The organism is Yersinia sp. 1252 StPb PI (assembly GCF_048593885.1).
In the GTDB taxonomy this organism is placed as follows: domain Bacteria; phylum Pseudomonadota; class Gammaproteobacteria; order Enterobacterales; family Enterobacteriaceae; genus Yersinia; species Yersinia enterocolitica_E.
This window is the reverse complement of record NZ_JAZGQE010000083.1, coordinates 1-19,681: the sequence shown is the minus strand read 5'-3', so window position 1 is coordinate 19,681 and position 19,681 is coordinate 1. Positions and strand designations below refer to the sequence as shown.

Genomic DNA, 19,681 nt, shown 5'->3' with positions numbered 1-19,681 from the left:
TGAAATAATCCCGATGAGCTGACTCATGTCAGTGATTCGGGTTAGCACGCGCAGCCAACAACGCTGTAGCTTCAAGGTCAAAGATAATACCCAAAGGCATTGGAGTTACAGCTAGCCGGCCAGTGAAATAATCCCGATGAGCTGACTCATGTCAGTGATTCGGGTTAGCACGCGCAGCCAACAACGCTGTAGCTTCAAGGACGAAGGGTATAAGGCTTGCGCCGCATGCGCAGGTAAAGTAGCCTTGCAAATATGACCAGTAGATTGAATGCATCAAAGGCCTGAGAATGTGGAAACGCCTGATTATTAGCTTGATTACCATCGTAGGGTTGCTGATGGTGACTGCTATTGCGCTCGATCGCTGGATTAGCTGGAAAACAGCCCCCTTTATCTATGATGAGCTACAAGACTTGCCCCACCGGCAGGTCGGTGTGGTCTTGGGTACAGCTAAATATTATCGCACTGGTGGTATTAATCAGTTTTATCAATACCGGATTCAAGGGGCGATAAATGCCTATAACAGTGGCAAAGTCAGTTATTTACTGCTCAGCGGTGATAATGCGCTGCAAAGTTATAATGAGCCGATGACCATGCGCCGCGACCTGATCGCCGCCGGTGTCGCCCCCGCTGATATCGTACTGGATTACGCGGGCTTCCGTACATTGGACTCCATCGTGCGCACCCGTAAGGTATTCGACACCAACGATTTTATTATCATTACCCAGCGCTTCCACTGCGAACGGGCACTGTTTATCGCCCTCCATATGGGGATTCAGGCGCAGTGTTTTGCCGTCCCATCCCCCAAAGATATGCTCAATGTACGAGTGCGTGAGATTTTTGCCCGTCTCGGCGCATTGACGGATCTCTATATTCTGAAACGCGAACCACGTTTTCTTGGGCCATTAATCCCTATCCCTGCGATACATGTGATCCCCGATGACGCACAAGGTTATCCGGCCGTCTCACCAGAACAATTGGTTGAACTGGAACACCGGCTGGCAGAAGAAAAGCAGAAAAATCCAGCACCAGCACCATGATTTTGAATTAGCTTTTGCTATTGGATTGGGTTTATCAAAGGTCAAGTGAGCTGTGAGGCACTAACTACCGAAATCTAACCCGATCCTGTTTTTAATAATACACCCGTCCGGTTAACCACTTTGCCCCAAGAATGCCCCTACATCACTCTCAACCTCCCCCATCTGCTGTAACAACTGCAAGGTTTCCAGCGCTTCCTCTTCATCCAGCCTGCTCATGGCAAACCCGACATGCACCAGCACCCAATGGCCGATTAATGCCAGACTGGCCTGCGAGTCGGCAGCCACCAGCATAATATTCACCGAACGCCGCACACCGCACACATCCACCCAGGCGGTACCGGGCTGAGTTTCATCCAGTGCGACAATTTGACCAGGGATACCTATACACATAGCCTGGCCTCTGCGTTATTCAATCGCCCAATTTCAGTTAAAAAAAGTAAACTCATTCCACCTCCAGTCGCTTAAGTATGACGCCATCATCAGATGCGCCGATGCGTAAATGGCTCCCGGCACACAATGGGCAACGTATCACTTTGCTACTCAGCAAATTAACCTGCTGCTGGCAATCAAAGCACCACACCTGTGACGGCTGCTGGCTAAGATGCAGCACACAACCTTCCGCCAGTGTGCCTCGGCATACCAACTCAAAACAGAACTCTAATGCCTGCGGTTCGACGCAGGAAAATGCGCCGGTTTCCAACCACACCCCGGTAATTCGCTGCGCGCCATGTAAGCGGGCCTGCTGTTCCATCATGGCAATAGCATGCTGGCACAAGGTTATTTCATGCATGACCGTGCTGCTCCTGTGGCGTATCCCTGACAATAGCGATGCAAAGAAGATGCCAGCCACAAGCTGATTTTCACCTGTGCGAAAAATCATCTAAACAGCTAATAAATAACACTATTATTTAGATGTGGCCGCGACCAGATGATTAAAGTGAGCAATCACTGTCGAAGTGTCATTGATGAGCGGCGGTTTCGTCACTAATGTCGACACTTAACCACCGTAATTACGCCATTTTCACTGCCGTTTAAATCGCCGCTATTTACTCCCCCCGCCCCAATGCACAGCAGGCGTGCCTTCACCGCTCTTTTACAGCAGCAGCAGGCGTGCTGGCACAGAATATGCTTTGCAGCTTAGAAATGATTGCTATCAGCCTGACTGTCACCAGATTTTTGTCCCGGAGGGTATGGCTATGAACCGCTTTGTCATTGCGGAGTCGAGGCTTTGTATTGGATGCAATACCTGCATGGCTGCTTGCAGCCAGGTGCATAAAGCCAAGGGTTTACAACAGCACCCCAGATTGACCGTGATGCGAAATGCCACGGTCACAGCACCGATTCTCTGTCGCCACTGCGAGGATGCATGGTGCGCGCGAGTCTGTCCGGTCAATGCCATCACGTTGACCAATAACGCCGTTGAGTTGGATGAAACCACCTGCATCGGCTGCAAGCTCTGTGGTATCGCCTGCCCGTTTGGCGCAATTACGCCCGCGGGCAGTAAGCCATTAGCCGTACCGGAGAGCTTCCCTGAATATATTCCGATGACCGAGCTGTCTGATGTGCCATTCAGCCCAGCCAATATGAACCCATTCCTGGCCTGGACGGCCGGTGTTCGTGCCATTGCTGTGAAATGTGACTTATGTAGCTTCCAACCACAGGGACCGGAATGTGTACGGGTCTGCCCCACCAACGCGCTGATGTTGGTGGATGAACACAGCATCGAGCAAGCCAATCAGGCTAAACGGCTCGCTGCGGCCCGTGGGTTTGCCAACGACCTGCCCTTTATTACCGGGGACAGCTCGCCCACCCTCTCTCACGAGGAGCAGAAAAGATGATGAACTCTCTGGAGCTACTGTGGCTCTCCTTACTGCTCTATCTGGCTGGTGCACTACTTTCGCTGCTTTTGGCTCGTCGCGAAACGCTGGCGATTTATGCCGCAGGGCTGGCCTCATTGCTGGGTGGGGTTGCGGGCCTGCTGGCTGCCGCGCCAACCTTACTGGGGGGCGGTATCATTACCTTTATCACCGCCGGCCCCTTCCCCTTCGCGGCTTTCAGTCTGCGCCTTGATCCATTGGCGGCCTTTATGCTGATGGTCATCTCACTGCTAGTGGTGGTCACTTCGCTGTATTCACTGGCTTATGTGCAGGAATACAAAGGGCGTGGGGCATGGGGAATGGGGGTATTTATGAACCTGTTCATCGCCTCGATGGTGGCACTGGTGGTGGTGGATAACGCCTTCTACTTTATTATTTTCTTTGAAATGATGTCATTGGCTTCCTACTTCCTGGTGATTTCCGATCAAGACGACGATGCTATCAGTGCCGGCCTACTCTACTTTCTGATTGCCCATGCCGGTTCCGTGTTAATCATGATTGCCTTCTTCTTATTGTACCGCCAGAGCGGCAGCCTGGAATTTGCCGCCTTCCGGCAGGTGCATCCAGAGCCGGTGATGGCTTCCGTTATCTTCCTGCTGGCTTTCTTCGGTTTTGGTGCCAAAGCCGGGATGCTGCCATTACATGGCTGGCTCCCACGCGCCCACCCCGCAGCCCCATCTCATGCCTCGGCCTTGATGTCCGGCGTGATGGTAAAAATTGGTATCTTCGGCATCATCAAGGTTGGTATCGATTTACTCGGTGCCAGCCAAATGTGGTGGGGAGTGGTGGTGCTGGCCTTTGGTGCGGTGTCATCGGTACTGGGAGTGCTGTATGCATTAGCCGAGCACGATATCAAACGGCTGCTGGCTTATCACACAGTTGAAAACATCGGCATTATTCTGATGGGCGTTGGGGTTGGCATGATAGGTATCGCGGGCCACCAGCCTATATTGGCCGCCCTTGGCCTACTGGGTGCACTCTACCATCTGCTTAACCATGCAGTATTCAAAGGGTTATTGTTCCTTGGCGCTGGCGCCGTTATCTACCGGGTGCACACCAAAGATATGGAAAAGATGGGTGGGTTGGCAAGGATGATGCCGTATACCGCACTGGCGTTTCTGGTGGGATGTATGGCAATTTCAGCGCTGCCACCCTTCAATGGTTTTGTCAGTGAATGGTTCACCTATCAATCGTTATTTACTATGACCAAAGATGGTGGATTTATTATTCGTCTGGCCGGACCGATTGCCATCGTCATGCTGGCAATTACCGGCGCGCTGGCGGCCATGTGCTTCGTTAAAGTCTACGGCATTAGCTTCTGCGGCCTGCCGCGCACGGAAAAAGCCGCACAGGCGCGGGAAGTGCCGTGGCCAATGACGGCAGCCATGCTGTTGCTGGCCCTGCTGTGCCTGGCATTGGGGATTGGTGCCACCCAGGTAGCACCGGTGATTGCCCGCATTGCCAGTAGCCTGATAGCGGTCCCTGCGGCACAGTCGTTACAGGTTGCACAAGGGGCGCTGTTGTTCCCACAACACAGTTCTCAAGCGATGCTGTCTACCCTCTACATCTTCTTCGGCTTATTAATCCTGCCATTGGTGATTTTACTGATAGCCAGTCTCTACAAAGGCAGCCGTCTGGCATTTCGCCATGGCGGTGACCCATGGGCCTGTGGTTATGCCTACGAACAAGCAATGACCGTCTCCGCCGGTGGTTTTACTCAACCCTTGCGGATGATGTTTGCCCCACTCTATCGAATACGCAAAACCCTCTCCCCCGCACCGATGATGCAACGTGCTCTTGAGCACTCGATCAGTGGTGCCGGGCGGGTAGAGCCGCTATGGGACGACAAAATTGTGGCCCCGCTTATTCGCCTGATCCAATGGCTCAGCCAGCGTATTCAATGGCTACAACAGGGTGATTTCCGCCTCTACTGTCTGTATGTGGTCGCCGCACTGGTTACCCTGCTGATAATCGCGGCTCTTTAAGGAGACGAGCAATGCCAACTACTGATATGCCCGCGGTCTCTATGATTGCCTTCGCCATTGGGCAGGCGCTTTTCATGCTGGCGCTGGCACCATTGATGTCGGGTATTTCGCGCATGGTAAAAGCCCGCATGCACTCACGCCGTGGGCCGGGCGTGCTACAAGACTATCGTGATTTAGCCAAACTGTTAAAACGTCAGGATGTAGCACCGGCGAATGCAGGCATCATCTTCCGTCTGATGCCTTATGTGTTATTAGGCAGCATGTTGCTGATTGCGATGGCGCTGCCCATTTTCACGCTGGCATCGCCATTTGGCTTGGCAGGAGACCTGATAGCCCTGCTTTATCTGTTCGCGCTGTTCCGCTTCTTCTTCTCACTGGCCGGTCTGGATAGCGGCAGCATCTTTGCCGGTATCGGTGCCAGCCGTGAGTTAACCCTTGGTGTGCTGGTGGAACCGACACTGATTCTGTCGCTACTGGTAGTGGGGTTAATCGCCGGTTCGACCAATATCGGCACCATCAGTACTGCACTTTCGACCGGCCACTGGCAATCGCCGACCGCAACCGCGCTGGCGTTACTGGCCTGTGGTTTCGCCGTGTTTATCGAGATGGGCAAAATCCCGTTTGATGTCGCCGAAGCGGAGCAAGAGTTACAAGAAGGGCCGCTAACCGAATACTCAGGTGCCGCGCTGGGTCTGGTCAAATGGGGCATCAGCCTGAAACAAGTGGTGGTGGCACAACTGTTCCTCGCCGTGTTTATCCCGTTCGGCAAGCTGGCAGTACTCACTGGATTTGGCCTGCTGTGGGCGCTACTGGCCTGCATTATCAAGCTGGTGGTGGTGTTTGTACTGGCCTCCATCGTGGAAAACAGTATCGCCCGTGGGCGCTTCCTGTTGACCTCCCGTGTTACCTGGCTGGGGTTTGGTGTTGCTGCCTTGTCCCTGGTTTTCTATCTCACCGGTCTTTAAGGAGCTAATAAACCCATCATGGAGAACATGGCTCTTATGAATATCGCCCTAATGAACATCGCCATTGCGACCATTCTGGTCCCATTTGCCGGTGCCATCCTCACGGCCTGCTTGCCACAGCAATGGGCGAAATGGTCCTGTACTTTCTTTTCACTACTGGCAACCCTCGGAACCCTGTTGCTGGCCTATATCTACTTAAGTGGCGGGAAGATTGATGTCACGGTTGATCTGATTCACTACGGCGATATGGCGCTGTTTGGCCTGACTATCGACCGCATCAGTACCTTGATTGCTTTCGCCGTCGTCTTTCTTGGGCTGTTGGTCAGTATCTATTCTACCGGTTATCTGACCCTGGATAATCGCGAGCATCCGCACGAAGGCACTAACCGCTACTACGCCCTGTTGCTGGTATTTATCGGTGCAATGGCCGGGTTGGTATTGTCATCCACTCTGCTGGGTCAGTTGTTCTTCTTTGAAATCACCGGCGGTTGTTCGTGGGGATTAATTGGTTACTACCAGAGTCAGAAGTCACTGCGCTCGGCACTGAAAGCGCTGCTGGTAACCCATGTTGCGGCTATCGGTCTGTATCTGGCGGCCGCGGTGTTGCTGGTTAATACCGGCACCTTTGCCCTAACGGCACTGGCGCAATTGGACAACAGCACCAAAATCATGGTGTTCGGTGGCATCCTGTTTGCCGCTTGGGGGAAATCCGCCCAGTTGCCACTGCATATCTGGTTACCGGATGCGATGGAAGCCCCGACGCCGGTCAGTTCATACCTGCACGCCGCTTCTATGGTCAAGGTGGGGGTTTATATCTTTGCCCGCGCTATTTATTCCGCTGGCGATGTACCACAAATAATTGGCACCGTGGGCATGGTGATGGCGGTGATTACACTGATCTATGGCTTCTTTATGTATCTACCACAAAAAGATATGAAGCGGCTGCTGGCCTACTCCACCATCACCCAGTTGTCTTACATCTTCTTCGCTCTGTCGTTGGCTATCTATGGCTCAAAAATGGCCTTTGATGGCGGCATTGCCTACATCTTTAACCATGCGTTTGCCAAGAGTCTGTTCTTCTTAGTGGCTGGTGCGCTGAGCTATAGCTGCGGTACCCGTATGTTACCCAAACTCAAAGGCATCATGGGCAAAATGCCACTGCTGGGGGTGGGATTCTGTGTCGCCGCACTGGCGATCACTGGGGTGCCGCCTTTTAATGGCTTCTTCAGCAAATTTCCTATTTTTGCCGCCGGCTTCTCGCTCTCTCACGAACATTGGCTACTGATACCCCTGCTGGTGCTGGCGCTACTTGAATCGGTAGCGAGCTTTGGCTGGTTCCTCTACTGGTTCGGGCAGACCGTCCCCGGTAAACCATCACCAGAGGTCGCCTGCGCCAAACCGCTGCCACTGGCGATGCAGGGGGTATTGGTGATTCTGGTGATTATGTCGGTGTGCTCAAGCTTTATTGCTGTCGCCTGGCTCGGATAAGGGAGTAGAAAATGACCGGAACACTTCTTGTCAACAATTTGGTCGTAAATAATCTCGCAGGGCTGCTGATCATTACCTCACTACTGGTAATCATCGCCAAGAAACCCGCCACTTCGGCACTGCTTTATGCCTTGCAGTCACTGGTACTGGTGCTTATTTTTCTGGTACTGGCTGAAACCTTGGGTGCCCACGAGTTGTACCTGTGGTCGCTGAGTGCCTTTGTCACCAAGGTGGTACTGGTGCCGTGGATTATGTATCGCGCTTTTCGCCAAATGGACGATCCCAAAGCCAATGGCGGCATCATTGGTACCGCCAGCCTGATTTTTATCGCCGCCATCATTATCTTGCTGAGCTACTTCGTGGTTGAACCGGTGCAACTGCCCATGGTCAGCGCACTGAAACCGGCTCTGGCCGTCTCATTGGGGCATTTCCTGATTGGACTGCTGTGTATCGTCACCCAACGCAATATTCTGAAAAATATCTTTGGCTATTGCCTGATGGAGAACGGGGCTCATCTGATGCTGGCGCTGCTGGCCTTCCGCGCACCGGAATTGGTCGAGATTGGCGTTGCCACCGATGCCATCTTCGCGGTGATTGTGATGACGCTAATGGCGCGCAAGATTTACCGCACGCTGCACACGCTGGATGTTAAACAACTGACGGCGCTAAAGGGGTAATGAAATGAGTAATACTGACCTGCTGTTGTTGCTGCTGGCGATACCTCTAATAGCCTCATTGCTCGCGTTCGCTTGCCGGGCGTTAGGCAGTGCCGCACGGATGGCAACCACTTGGGTGCATTTTACCGGCATCACTGTGTTGCTAGTGGTGGCGCTGACGGTAGTGTGTCGGGTTGCGCTGGGCGGGGAGATTCTGGCGGCACATAATTGGCTGCATATCGATAGTCTCAGCGCGCTGTTCCTCGCTATTCTGGGCATTATCGGCTTTATCACTGGCCTTTACTCCCTTGGCTATATGCGCCATGAAGTGAATAATGGCGAAATCACGGTTGGCACGCTGTGCAACTACTACGGTTTCTTCCATCTGTTCCTGTTCACCATGCTGTTGGTGGTCACCAGTAATAACCTGATCCTGATGTGGGTTGGTATTGAAGCCACTACCCTCAGCTCAGCCTTTTTGGTGGGATTATACGGGCAGCGCTCCTCACTGGAGGCGGCGTGGAAGTACATTATTATCTGTACCGTCGGTGTGGCATTCGGGCTGTACGGCACGGTGCTGGTATATGCCAATGCCGCGAATGTGTTGGCAGATCCGGGCAGTGCTATCTTCTGGACCGTGGTTTCTGAACACGCTAAAGAGTTGGACCCCAGCCTGATGCATCTGGCGTTTGTCTTTATCCTGATTGGCTTCGGTACCAAAACCGGGCTATTCCCAATGCATTCGTGGCTACCGGATGCCCACAGTGAAGCCCCTAGCCCCACCAGTGCCCTGTTATCCGCCGTACTGCTTAACTGCGCCCTGCTGGTTATCATCCGTTACTACATCATTATCAGCGCCGCCATCGGGCCACATTTCCCACAAATGTTGCTGTTGGTGTTCGGCATGATGTCGGTTGCAGTATCCGCCTTCTTTATTCTGGCCCAGCGCGATATGAAGCGTTTACTGGCCTATTCCAGCGTCGAGAATATGGGGTTAATTGCGGTGGCGCTGGGCATTGGTGGCCCGCTAGGTGTGCTGGCAGCACTGTTCCACACCTTGAATCACAGTCTGGCTAAGACCTTGCTGTTCTGTGGTTCCGGCAATGTGTTATTGAAATACGGCACGCGGGATATGGGCGCGATTAAAGGCATTATCCGCGTCGCACCGCTGACTGCGGTGTTACTGGCTGGTGGCGCATTAGCGCTGGCCGGGATGCCGCCGTTTAACGTGTTTATCAGTGAATTTATGGTGGTGGCTGCCGCGATTAACGCCGGCCATATTTGGCTGGTTATCGTCCTGCTCTTGCTACTAACACTGGTACTGGCCGGATTGGTACGCATGATAGCCAACACCGTGTTGGGAACACCACCGGCAGCGGTCAGCAAAGGCGAACTGGGTATTCTGACCACCGCGCCGATGGCAATACTGTTGCTGTTGATGCTGTTGCTTGGCGTGCATATTCCGGCTCCAGTGACCCGTTTATTGACCGATGCGGCACAAATTGTTCTCAATAACGATGGCAGTGAGCCAACCCAGCAACAATTTATGCTGCCGTGGCAGCACCTCTCTCCACCGCAACCCGTAACTCAGCCCATTCCATCCGTTGCACAGAGCCATAGTGCGGTGCAACTAACCCCGAATCGTCAGGAGATGTAACGTGACTCGCGAAACCCCTATTTCAGCTATTCCGGGTTCAGGTCAGCCGGTGTCAAGCCATCCACACAGCGGTGAAAAGCTGGGTGCGGCCTATGTAGCCCGCCTGCGTGAACAATTTCCTGCGGCGATTTTAGATGAAGAGTGGCAAACCCCTGATCAACTGACCATTACCATCAAACTAAATAGCCTGCCCGATGTGGTAGAGCACCTTTATTATCAACAAGGTGGCTGGTTGTCGGTGCTGTTTGGTAATGATGAACGCAGCCTGAATGGCTATTTTGCCATTTACTATGTGCTGTCGATGGAAGGCCGTGAACAATATGGCGAAGAGACCGGTAAGCAGTATGGCGATAAGTGCTGGGTGATTGTCAAAGCACTTATCAGCCCCGAACGACCGGAGTTCCCGTCAGTCACACCTCGGGTACCTGCCGCCGTCTGGGGCGAGCGTGAAGTACGCGATATGTATGGTCTGCAACCGGTTGGTCTGCCTGATGAGCGCCGTTTAGTGCTGCCCGATGATTGGCCAGATGACCTCTATCCGCTGCGCAAAGACACCATGGACTATCGCCAGCGCCCCACGCCCACCAGCGATACGGAAACCTATCAGTTTGAAAACGAAGCAGGTAGCAGTAGCCGGGTGGTGCCTATTGGCCCAATGCATATTACCTCTGACGAACCGGGTCACTTCCGGCTGTTTGTCGACGGCGAAGATATTATTGATGCCGATTACCGCCTGTTCTATGTCCATCGCGGCATGGAAAAACTGGCTGAAACTCGCATGGGTTACAACGACGTTACCTTCCTGTCAGATCGCATCTGCGGCATTTGTGGCTTCACCCACAGCGTGGCCTACACCTCTTCCATTGAAAATGCTTTGGGCATTATCGTGCCGCCTCGGGCACAGATGATCCGCACCATTTTGCTTGAAGTGGAGCGGCTGCACAGCCATCTGCTCAATATCGGTTTGTCTTGTCACTTTGTTGGTTTCGATACCGGTTTTATGCAGTTCTTCCGCGTGCGTGAAAAAGCGATGACGATTGCTGAGATGCTCACTGGCGCACGTAAAACCTATGGTCTGAATCTGATTGGTGGCGTCCGCCGCGATATCCTGAAAGCTGATCGCATCAAAACGCTGCAATTGGTCTCGGAGATGCGTGCCGATATCGGCCAGTTAGTGGATATGTTAATGAGTACCGCCAATATCGAACAACGCACTGTGGGGGTGGGCCTGCTGGATCGCAAAATCGCCCGCGATTTCAGCCCGGTCGGCCCAATGATCCGCGCCAGTGGCTATGCGCGTGATATGCGCCATGACCACAGCTACGCCAACTATGCCAATGTGCCCAAAGAGTTGTTTACCCTCGATGGCTGCGATGTCCACTCCCGCCTGCTGGTGCGGGTGCGCGAGTTCTTTGACTCGCTGGTAATGATTGAATATGGCCTGAACCATATGCCTGGCGGGCCGCTGCTGGAAGAAAAAGTCAATTACCAACCTTACAAGTTCGCCCTCGGGTTCTCGGAAGCACCGCGTGGCGAAGATGTGCATTGGAGCATGACCGGCGACAACCAGAAGCTGTTCCGCTGGCGTTGCCGTGCGGCAACTTACGCCAATTGGCCGGTGCTGCGTTATATGTTGCGCGGCAATACCGTCTCCGATGCGCCACTGATTATCGGCAGCCTCGATCCCTGCTACTCCTGTACTGACCGGGTCACGCTGGTGGATGTGCGCAAGCAAAAATCCGTCACTGTGCCGTACAAAGAGATCGAGCGTTATGGCATTGAGCGCACCCATTCGCCGCTCAAATAGAGGGATGAAGAATGTTAAAACTGTTTAAAACCATCCTGAAAGTGGGCGACACCACGGTGAAATACCCGTTTAAGCCGCTTGAGGTCAGCCACGGTTTTCGCGGCAAACCGCAATATGATGCCGAGCAATGCATCGCCTGTGGTGCTTGTACCATGGCCTGCCCTGCCAATGCGCTAACCATGGAAACCGATCTTGCTAGCGGCACTCGTCAGTGGCAGTTATTTCTCGGGCGCTGCATTTTTTGTGGCCGCTGTGAGGAGGTCTGCCCGACCCGTGCCATTGTGTTATCGCAAGAGTTTGAACTGGCCGTCTTCAACAAAGCGGATTTGTATCAGCGTGCCAGTTTTACCCTTGCCCATTGCCAGCAATGCCAGCAACCCTTTGCGCCGAAAAAAGCAGTGGATTATGTCATGGCACTGCTGATTCATTCCGGGATGGCGGCCGAGGATGTCGAGCAGCAGCGACCTCATTTTGAAACTTGCCCTGAGTGTAAGCGCAAACAGAATATCGTTATTAATAACAACGTTATGCTGGATCAGCACAACGAAGGGAGGGGCAACCTATGAGCCAACCACATTCATTAAAACCGGGCTGGGGGCACCATGTTAGTCAACCGATCGCACTTGATCCCTCGATTGCCCAGTTAAAAAGTAAATTATTGAAAGATATCAAGCGCTCCGCCTATGTCTATCGGGTGGATTGTGGTGGCTGCAACGGCTGTGAGATTGAGATTTTCTCCTCAATCACCCCACTGTTCGACACCGAGCGCTTTGGTATCAAAGTTGTTGCCTCCCCCCGCCACGCGGATATTTTGCTGTTTACCGGTGCGGTTACTCGCGCCATGCGCACACCGGCACTGCGCGCTTATGAATCGGCACCGGACCCAAAAATCTGCGTCTCTTACGGCGCGTGTGGTTGTGGTGGTGGCATCTTCCATGACCTGTACTGTGTCTGGGGTGGCAGCGATACCATCGTACCAATTGATGTGTACATTCCCGGTTGCCCGCCGACCCCAGCCGCGACCATCTATGGTTTTGCCGTGGCATTGGGTCTGCTGGAGCAGAAACTGAAAGGCGAAGAGCATCAGGAGAGTGCCGATGAACGCGTCGCGCTGATTCACCCCGATGCACCGCTCAATCTGCGAGTACTGTTGGAGCGTGAAGCGCGCCGTATGGCCGGCTATCGCCAGGGGCGGGAAATCACCGACAGCTTCTTGTCGCTGCTGGTCAATCAGCCATTACCGGAATTTGAACAGCGCTGCCAGAACTACCTGCGCCAACAAGATGATCCGCGTCTGAGCGAGATATTCGCCAACCTGCAACACATTGCCCTGATACAACTGGCGGGAGGCAAAGCTGATGTCCGCTAAGGTTATTTTCTATGCACTGAATCAGAAGTTCCTCGACAGTGATGACGATATGCCCGAGCAAGCACAACAAGTGATGTATTACTCACTGGCTATCGGCCACCATGTGGGGGTGATTGATTGCTTAAAAGCCATCATGGAATGCCCGCTGGCAGAATATGAACAATGGTTTGGTCAGTTGCCCGCAGGCGAGGCTCACCGCAAGATGGCCGGCTTACTGAAGTTTGGTGAAATCACCATCGACAGTACCCATACCCAGTTATTGGCAAAAGCCTTCGCGCCGCTGGCTGAAAACCCAGCCTCGCTCCACCAGCCATGGAGCCAACAACTGCTGCAAACCCTGTACGATATCGAGCAGGAACCGGCCATCTATTTAATGGTGAAACGCCGCCCATGAACATGCCACATCCCCCCGCCACTCACACCACCGCCCTCAATCTGGTGTTAACCGTTGGCAACAGCATGATGGGCGATGACGGCGCAGGCCCACTACTGGCTGAACGCATGACACAACAACCACTGATTGACTGGCAGGTGATTGACGGTGGTTCGGCACCGGAAAATGTGGTGCATCGTATCCGCGCGTTGCAACCGACACGATTAGTTATTGTCGATGCTGCCGATATGGAGCTGTCGCCGGGTGAGATTCGCATCATTGACCCTGAGCGAATTGCCGAAATGTTTATCATGAGCACCCACAATCTGCCGCTCAACTTTCTAATTGATCAGTTAAAGGAAGATATTAGCGAAGTCATTTTTGTGGGGATTCAACCCACCTTAGTGGCGTTCTACTTCCCAATGACCGAGCCAGTAAAACAGGCGGTAGAAACGGTGTATCAACAACTACCACACTGGCAAGGTGACGGTGGTTTCGCGCATTTATAGCGAAATGACGGCATGCCGTCGTCAAATTTGCCGACGTCATGCCAGCCGACAGTTTCCCGTTAACCTCCCCGCCCACATCAGTATCCATTAATCCTTTATAAAACAATCATATTCATTCACTTTTATCTAGCCACTTCAAGTTGGCATAAACCATGCAGTATGTAAGGCAATGAGCCAGATTAGCTGTTCTAAACGTGAATCTGCCAGATCTATCAATTTATACCCAATAGATATCAAGGTGCAGGAAAGCGGTAAGCAAGTGCAGCCAACACCTCTGCAACTTGAAAGATGAAGACATTTATCCCCAATAGATTTCAAGGTGCGGAAGGCGGCAAGCAAGTGCAGCCAACACATCTGCAACTTGAAAGATGAAGGGGAAGGAGAGAAAACAATGAACCGGTTCATAATCGCAGACCCCAAAAAGTGTATTGGCTGCCGCACCTGTGAGGTTGCCTGCGTGCTGGCACACAACGGTGGCAAGCTGGACACGCTAACTAAAGCCAATTTCGCGCCTCGGCTGAAGGTGGTTAAAGGGCTAAATGTCAGTACCGCCATTATGTGTCGGCACTGTGAAGATGCCCCTTGTGCCAATGTTTGCCCGAACGGCGCAATTGTTCGAGCAGCGGACAGTATTCAAGTGTTGCAGGAAAAATGCATTGGCTGCAAAACCTGTGTCGTTGCCTGCCCGTATGGTGCGATGAGCGTCGTGACCAAACAGGTCGAAGTGATGTTTAACGGCCTCTCACAGGGATTCTGCCTGAAAGCCGAAGCACAGAAATGTGACTTGTGCGAAGGGCAAGCCGCCGGCCCGGCGTGTATCTCCGTTTGCCCAACGCAGGCGCTGCACATGATTGGCCGCGACACTATGCAGGCCATGCTGCGCAAAAAACAGATGCGTGCTGCTTTAGATGAAGCCAACGAAATGAGCTTTTAGTCAATAAGGCTGCGGCCCCAAAAACGAAGGGATGACCCAAAGTAATTGGTGTTGCAGCAAGGCAGCAATTGAGCGAATCCCGATGAGCTGACTCAGGTCAGTGATTCGGGTGAACGAGAGCAGCTAACACCGCTGCGGCTCCAAGAACGAAGGATGATTAATATGCACAAGGCACTCACTGTCTGTCCTTACTGCGGCTCCGGCTGCAAAATCAATTTACTGGTCGAAAATGGCAAAGTTATTGGCGCTGAAGGCGCAAATGGCGTCACCAATCAGGGTGAGTTGTGTCTGAAAGGCTACTATGGTTGGGACTTTCTCAATGACACCAAATTGCTAACTCCGCGCCTTAAACAGCCGATGATCCGTCGCCAAAAAGGCGGCAAGCTGGAGGCGGTATCTTGGGATGAAGCGATTGAGTTTGCTAGCAGTAAACTGCGAGCAATCAAAGAAAAATATGGCCCGGAAGCCATTATGCATACCGGCTCATCCCGTGGCCCAGGTAATGAAACCAACTATGTGATGCAGAAATTTGCCCGTGCGGTTACCGGCAGCAACAATATTGACTGCTGCGCCCGTGTTTGCCACGGCCCGTCGGTCGCCGGGCTGCAAGTGACATTGGGTAATGGCGCGATGAGTAATTCAATCTGCGAGATTGAAGATACCAAATGTATTTTAGTGTTTGGCTACAACGCCGCTGACTCCCATCCGATCGTGGCCCGCCGTATTCTGAAAGCCAAAGAAAAAGGCGCGAAAGTGATTGTCTGCGATCCACGCCATATCGAAACGGCGCGTATTGCAGATCTCTGGTTACCCCTGAAAAACGGCTCCAATATGGCACTGGTAAATGCCTTTGCCAATGTGTTGATCACTGAAGAGCTGTACGATAAAGATTACGCCTCACGCTATACCGAGGGCTTCGACGAGTACCGTGAAATCGTCGCCAAATACACCCCGGAATATGTCGAAAGCATTACTGGCCTGTCGGCAAAATCAATTCGTGAGGCTATGCGTATCTATGCCGCCGCCCCTTCAGCCACTATCTTGTGGGGGATGGGTGTCACTCAGTGGGGCCAGGGGGTAGATGTCGTGAAAGGGCTGTCAGGACTGGCACTGTTAACCGGTAATCTGGGGCGCCCGAATGTCGGTGTTGGTCCGGTACGCGGGCAAAACAACGTGCAGGGTGCCTGCGATATGGGCGCATTGCCAAATATGTATCCGGGTTATCAATCTGTGACCGATCCCGCCACACTGGAAAAATTTGCCAAAGCCTGGGGGGTACCATCCCTGTCCGATAAAGTCGGTTACTCGCTGACCGATGTTCCACATAAAGTGAAAGAGGGGAAAATTAAAGCCAACTACGTGATGGGCGAAGATCCACTCCAGACCGAACCGGATTTGTCCATGATGCGTGAAGCCTTCAGCGAATTAGAACTGCTGATTGTGCAAGATATCTTTATGACCAAAACCGCAGCCGAGGCGGATGTTATCTTCCCCGCCACCTCGTGGGGCGAACATGAAGGGGTCTATTCTGCGGCAGACCGTGGTTTCCAGCGGTTTGAAAAAGCGGTTGAGCCACAAGGTGATGTAAAACCAGATTGGGAAATTATTAGTCTGATGGCGACCGCACTCGGCTATCCGATGAAATATAACAATACCAAAGAGATTTGGGATGAACTGCGTGAGTTGTGCCCGCTGTACTATGGCGCAACCTACGAGAAAATGGCAGGTTTGGGCTATATCCCATGGCCATGTACCACTGAAGACAGCCCCGGTACACCCTGGTTGTATGCCGGTAATAAGTTTGACCGCCCTGGCGGCAAAGGGTTGTTATTTGCCAGTGAATGGCGTGCGCCAATGGAACTGGTGGATGACCAATATCCACTGGTGTTGTGTACCGTGCGTGAGGTCGGCCACTACTCCTGCCGTTCGATGACTGGCAACTGTTCCGCACTGCAAACACTGGCCGATGAACCGGGTTATGTGCAAATCAGCCCGCAGGATGCGGATAAAATGCGCTTGCAGGATCAACAACTGGTGTGGGTAGAATCGCGTCGCGGTAAAGTTATTACGCGAGTTTCAGTCAGTGAACGCATTAATATCGGTGCGGTATATATGACCTACCAGTGGTGGATTGGTGCCTGTAATGAGCTGACGCTGGACCATCTGGATCCAATTTCCAAAACACCGGAATATAAATATTGCGCGGTGAAGCTGGAAGCCATCCCGGATCAGACGTGGGCAGAAAACTATGTGCAGCAGGAGTATAGCCAGTTGAAGGCGCGGTTACGTAGAGAAGCCGAAGTGGGGTGATCGGTTAACGGCTACTGCGCTTTGCCATTCTGGGTTTACGCAGTGCTCGCCACCGTCATGTACTTATGTACACTCCGGTGGCTGTGCGCTGAGCGCGCCCAGACTGGCTTTGCTCGCGACGCCTCGTTCAGGTAGAAGGGTTTGGCACTGCTTGGTTCAACACGGTATTCGGTAAATAGATACTAGTTTTATTCGAAGCAAATAAATGAGTTAATCCATCCCATCTTCATCTTCGATACTTTTTACTGATATTCCTAACCGCTGCATCCGGGATAACAAAGTGGTGCGTTTTAGCCCTAACTTAATGGCAGCCCCTTTTGGCCCAGCAACCACGCCGTTGGTTTCGCGTAATACTCGAATAATTCGCGTGCGCTCAGACTCTGAAGATTCAGGCTCTTCACTTTCGGGTAACAAGGTTTTATGCACTACCCTTTCTGCCACAGGTTTAGTAACCTCTAGCGGTGACAGATGATATTCCAGCTCTTGTAACTGCAAATTCAGCGTAGTGCCACGGCTAAGGATGACCGCCCGCTCAATAACATTTTCCAATTCACGAATATTGCCCGGCCACGGTAAACGGCTGAGCAAACGTAATGTTTCACCAGGAATTGTGTCGATAGTGCGATTCATCCGTTTGGCTATTTTTTGAGTAAAGAATTTTACCAGCAACGGAATATCTTCCGGCCGCTCACGCAGCGGAGGGATCACAATCGGAAAAACATTAAGCCGATAATAAAGGTCGCTGCGGTATTCGCGATTCACCATCATCAATTTTAAATCACGATTGGTCGCAGCAATCAGCCGAACATCCACCGGAATAATTTTACTGCCGCCAAGGCGTTCTATTTCCCGCTCTTGCAATACACGTAATAATTTAGGCTGTAGTTCCAGAGGAATATCGCCCACTTCATCAAGAAATAGTGTGCCACCGTCAGCCATTTCAAACCGGCCAATACGCTGTGATGATGCACCGGTATAAGCCCCCTTCTCATGACCGAACAGATCACTTTCCATCAAACCCGATGGAATGGCTGCACAGTTCATTTTCACCATGCGTTTATTCTTGCGGGTACTCAAATTATGAATAGCCCGGGCAATCAGCTCCTTGCCGGTGCCGGTTTCCCCCAGAATCAATACGGTACAATCACTGGAGGCCACCATCTCAACTTGTTCCAGTACCGCTTTAATCCCTGCACTATTACCGATTATCTCGCCAAACTCTTCATTATGAATAATCTGATCCGTTAGATAGAGATTTTCATTTACCAACGAATCTTTTAGGCGGGTAATTTCGTTGTAGGCCAGCGCGTTATCAACCGCAATGGCAATACGCGCCGCAATTTGGCGCAACAGTTTTACATTGCTATCAGTGAAAATATCACTCTGGCATTGTGCCAGTTTCAAAACACCTAACATTTTGTGGCCGAAAAAAAGCGGCAACAGGCAGACAACTTGTAACCCTTCATCCAGCATATTTGCCAGTTGCTTATCATCCGGTGCCAAAAGAGAGATATCAGCCAAATTAACCAACAATAACGCTTTGCTCTGTAAAACCTGCCCAGCCAAAGTGCCGTTAATATCCACCCATGCCTGCTGATACTGTACGGCCTTACCACTCTGGTAGCGGGTAGAGAATACATTTAACTTATTTTTATCCTTATGGGTACCGCACAGCGCTAAGCTAATGTAATCAATATTAAAAAATCGATGTATCTCTTTTGAAACCTCTGCCGCTAATACATCCAATTCCAGCTTAGAAATAACCGTATTGGTCACATCCACTAAAATACGATAATGGTCGCGCTCAAAGCGCAGTTTTTCACGCTCAGAAAATGCCCGATTAATCTCAGCAATATTATCAACGGCAATTGCCACTACATCTGCCAGTAACCCCAGAAAAGTAACTGCTTGTTCATCAAACTCACTGTCATCAGTTTTAATAAATTCAATACAGCCTGACCAATGATTGTCATGGCCCAAGGGAAAATGGCAGCCAGAGTGCAATTCCTGATAGGGAATCAAATCACAAACAGCAGAAAACTCCCTTTGCATACGGCGATGGTCAGTCTGCAAAGGCGTCTGTTGCTGCCAGGCTAAGCCACCGGGGCCTTCGGCAAACAAGATATTTTGCGATCCCTGCACCCTGTTGGTCGCATCGTCATGGGTATAAAGGGTATTTTGGTTATAAAGAGGGTTAAGCAATAATAAATTGACCCGCTGAAAACGCACCACAGAAAAAGAGAGCTTTCTGAGTTCATTCACTAAATCGGTTATATCCCGTAGCAATAATAACTTTTTTGATACCGTGAACAGTGTATCTTGCCAAACTTGAGCCAATGTGGGACGGGGTAGTTTTTTTGCTCTATCCATAAACGTCGTTATTAAGCCCAGAAAAATGATCACTACTTTAAGGTATTAAACTGAACAAATATATATCAACAGCCGATAAGCTTGATCTGGGTTAACAAACTATTTCTCCGCAATTTATCCATCTTACCAATCAGTTGAAATTACGTCTCATTTTCATCGTAAGATAAATAAAAACATTAGGTTACATGTGATACTCACCACACATGGAACATCAAATCACAACTGGCGCTATATAAATAAATGCATATCGAAATCAAAGATACGTATTAATATCTGATTCGAAAAAAAACAATTTTAGGAAAAATACAAAATGCAACAGTAAAAACCGCTCAATGAATGTCTGG

Annotated in this window: 17 protein-coding genes; 14 read left to right on the top strand and 3 right to left on the bottom strand. The window is 51.5% G+C overall.

Translation table 11 applies throughout. The features are described 5' to 3' along the window. Positions 1–287: 287 nt before the first annotated feature. The gene (sanA, locus tag V2A85_RS13360) at positions 288–1,037 is read left to right on the top strand and encodes an outer membrane permeability protein SanA (protein ID WP_420071640.1); all 750 of its coding nucleotides are present in this window, start codon (positions 288–290) and stop codon (positions 1,035–1,037) included. A gap of 111 nt (positions 1,038–1,148) precedes the next feature. Here sanA and V2A85_RS13355 read toward each other — a convergent pair whose 3' ends face one another. Continuing rightward, positions 1,149–1,427, bottom strand: coding sequence for a HypC/HybG/HupF family hydrogenase formation chaperone (locus V2A85_RS13355; protein ID WP_372558452.1), 279 nt, complete (start codon positions 1,425–1,427; stop codon positions 1,149–1,151). A gap of 52 nt (positions 1,428–1,479) precedes the next feature. Then, on the bottom strand, positions 1,480–1,827 hold the full coding sequence (hypA, locus tag V2A85_RS13350; protein WP_083159365.1) for a hydrogenase maturation nickel metallochaperone HypA: 348 nt from the start codon (positions 1,825–1,827) through the stop codon (positions 1,480–1,482). Positions 1,828–2,233: 406 nt separating this feature from the next. Here hypA and V2A85_RS13345 point away from each other — a divergent pair, with 406 nt between their 5' ends. The 13 genes from V2A85_RS13345 (at position 2,234) to fdhF (ending at position 16,967) form a co-directional block, all read left to right on the top strand. Then, on the top strand, positions 2,234–2,875 hold the full coding sequence (locus tag V2A85_RS13345) for a 4Fe-4S dicluster domain-containing protein (protein WP_420071639.1): 642 nt from the start codon (positions 2,234–2,236) through the stop codon (positions 2,873–2,875). Next, positions 2,872–4,899, top strand: coding sequence for a hydrogenase 4 subunit B (gene hyfB, locus V2A85_RS13340; protein WP_420071638.1), 2,028 nt, complete (start codon positions 2,872–2,874; stop codon positions 4,897–4,899). The genes V2A85_RS13345 and hyfB overlap by 4 nt, the downstream gene beginning before the upstream one ends. 11 nt (positions 4,900–4,910) lie before the next feature. Continuing rightward, on the top strand, positions 4,911–5,864 hold the full coding sequence (locus tag V2A85_RS13335) for a respiratory chain complex I subunit 1 family protein (RefSeq protein ID WP_420071637.1): 954 nt from the start codon (positions 4,911–4,913) through the stop codon (positions 5,862–5,864). A 36-nt stretch (positions 5,865–5,900) separates the two neighbouring features. Then, on the top strand, positions 5,901–7,352 hold the full coding sequence (locus V2A85_RS13330; RefSeq protein ID WP_420071641.1) for a hydrogenase 4 subunit D: 1,452 nt from the start codon (positions 5,901–5,903) through the stop codon (positions 7,350–7,352). Between the two features lie 11 nt (positions 7,353–7,363). Then, the gene (gene hyfE, locus V2A85_RS13325) at positions 7,364–8,029 is read left to right on the top strand and encodes a hydrogenase 4 membrane subunit (RefSeq protein ID WP_083159369.1); all 666 of its coding nucleotides are present in this window, start codon (positions 7,364–7,366) and stop codon (positions 8,027–8,029) included. 4 nt (positions 8,030–8,033) lie between these two features. Then, entirely contained in the window at positions 8,034–9,665 is a 1,632-nt protein-coding gene (locus V2A85_RS13320; protein WP_420071636.1) for a hydrogenase 4 subunit F, read from the top strand. A gap of 1 nt (position 9,666) precedes the next feature. Then, positions 9,667–11,472, top strand: a complete 1,806-nt coding sequence (locus V2A85_RS13315; protein ID WP_083159372.1) for an NADH-quinone oxidoreductase subunit C — start codon at positions 9,667–9,669, stop codon at positions 11,470–11,472. An 11-nt stretch (positions 11,473–11,483) separates the two neighbouring features. After that, complete coding sequence (gene hyfH / locus V2A85_RS13310; RefSeq protein ID WP_420071635.1) at positions 11,484–12,038, top strand: hydrogenase 4 subunit H; 555 nt, start codon at positions 11,484–11,486, stop codon at positions 12,036–12,038. Next, on the top strand, positions 12,035–12,841 hold the full coding sequence (locus tag V2A85_RS13305) for an NADH-quinone oxidoreductase subunit B family protein (RefSeq protein WP_420071634.1): 807 nt from the start codon (positions 12,035–12,037) through the stop codon (positions 12,839–12,841). Before hyfH ends, V2A85_RS13305 begins: the two co-directional genes overlap by 4 nt. Further along, on the top strand, positions 12,831–13,235 hold the full coding sequence (locus V2A85_RS13300) for a formate hydrogenlyase maturation HycH family protein (RefSeq protein ID WP_372558446.1): 405 nt from the start codon (positions 12,831–12,833) through the stop codon (positions 13,233–13,235). The genes V2A85_RS13305 and V2A85_RS13300 overlap by 11 nt, the downstream gene beginning before the upstream one ends. A gap of 2 nt (positions 13,236–13,237) precedes the next feature. Further along, the gene (hycI, locus tag V2A85_RS13295; RefSeq protein ID WP_372559852.1) at positions 13,238–13,723 is read left to right on the top strand and encodes a hydrogenase maturation peptidase HycI; all 486 of its coding nucleotides are present in this window, start codon (positions 13,238–13,240) and stop codon (positions 13,721–13,723) included. A gap of 391 nt (positions 13,724–14,114) precedes the next feature. Continuing rightward, positions 14,115–14,657: a 4Fe-4S binding protein gene (locus tag V2A85_RS13290; RefSeq protein WP_032906839.1), complete on the top strand. Its 543-nt coding sequence runs from the start codon at positions 14,115–14,117 to the stop codon at positions 14,655–14,657. Between the two features lie 162 nt (positions 14,658–14,819). Continuing rightward, on the top strand, positions 14,820–16,967 hold the full coding sequence (gene fdhF / locus V2A85_RS13285) for a formate dehydrogenase subunit alpha (RefSeq protein WP_420071633.1): 2,148 nt from the start codon (positions 14,820–14,822) through the stop codon (positions 16,965–16,967). A 210-nt stretch (positions 16,968–17,177) separates the two neighbouring features. Here fdhF and flhA read toward each other — a convergent pair whose 3' ends face one another. After that, a complete protein-coding gene (flhA, locus tag V2A85_RS13280; protein ID WP_420071632.1) occupies positions 17,178–19,337 on the bottom strand; it encodes a formate hydrogenlyase transcriptional activator FlhA in 2,160 nt (719 codons plus the stop codon). Positions 19,338–19,681: the final 344 nt, after the last annotated feature.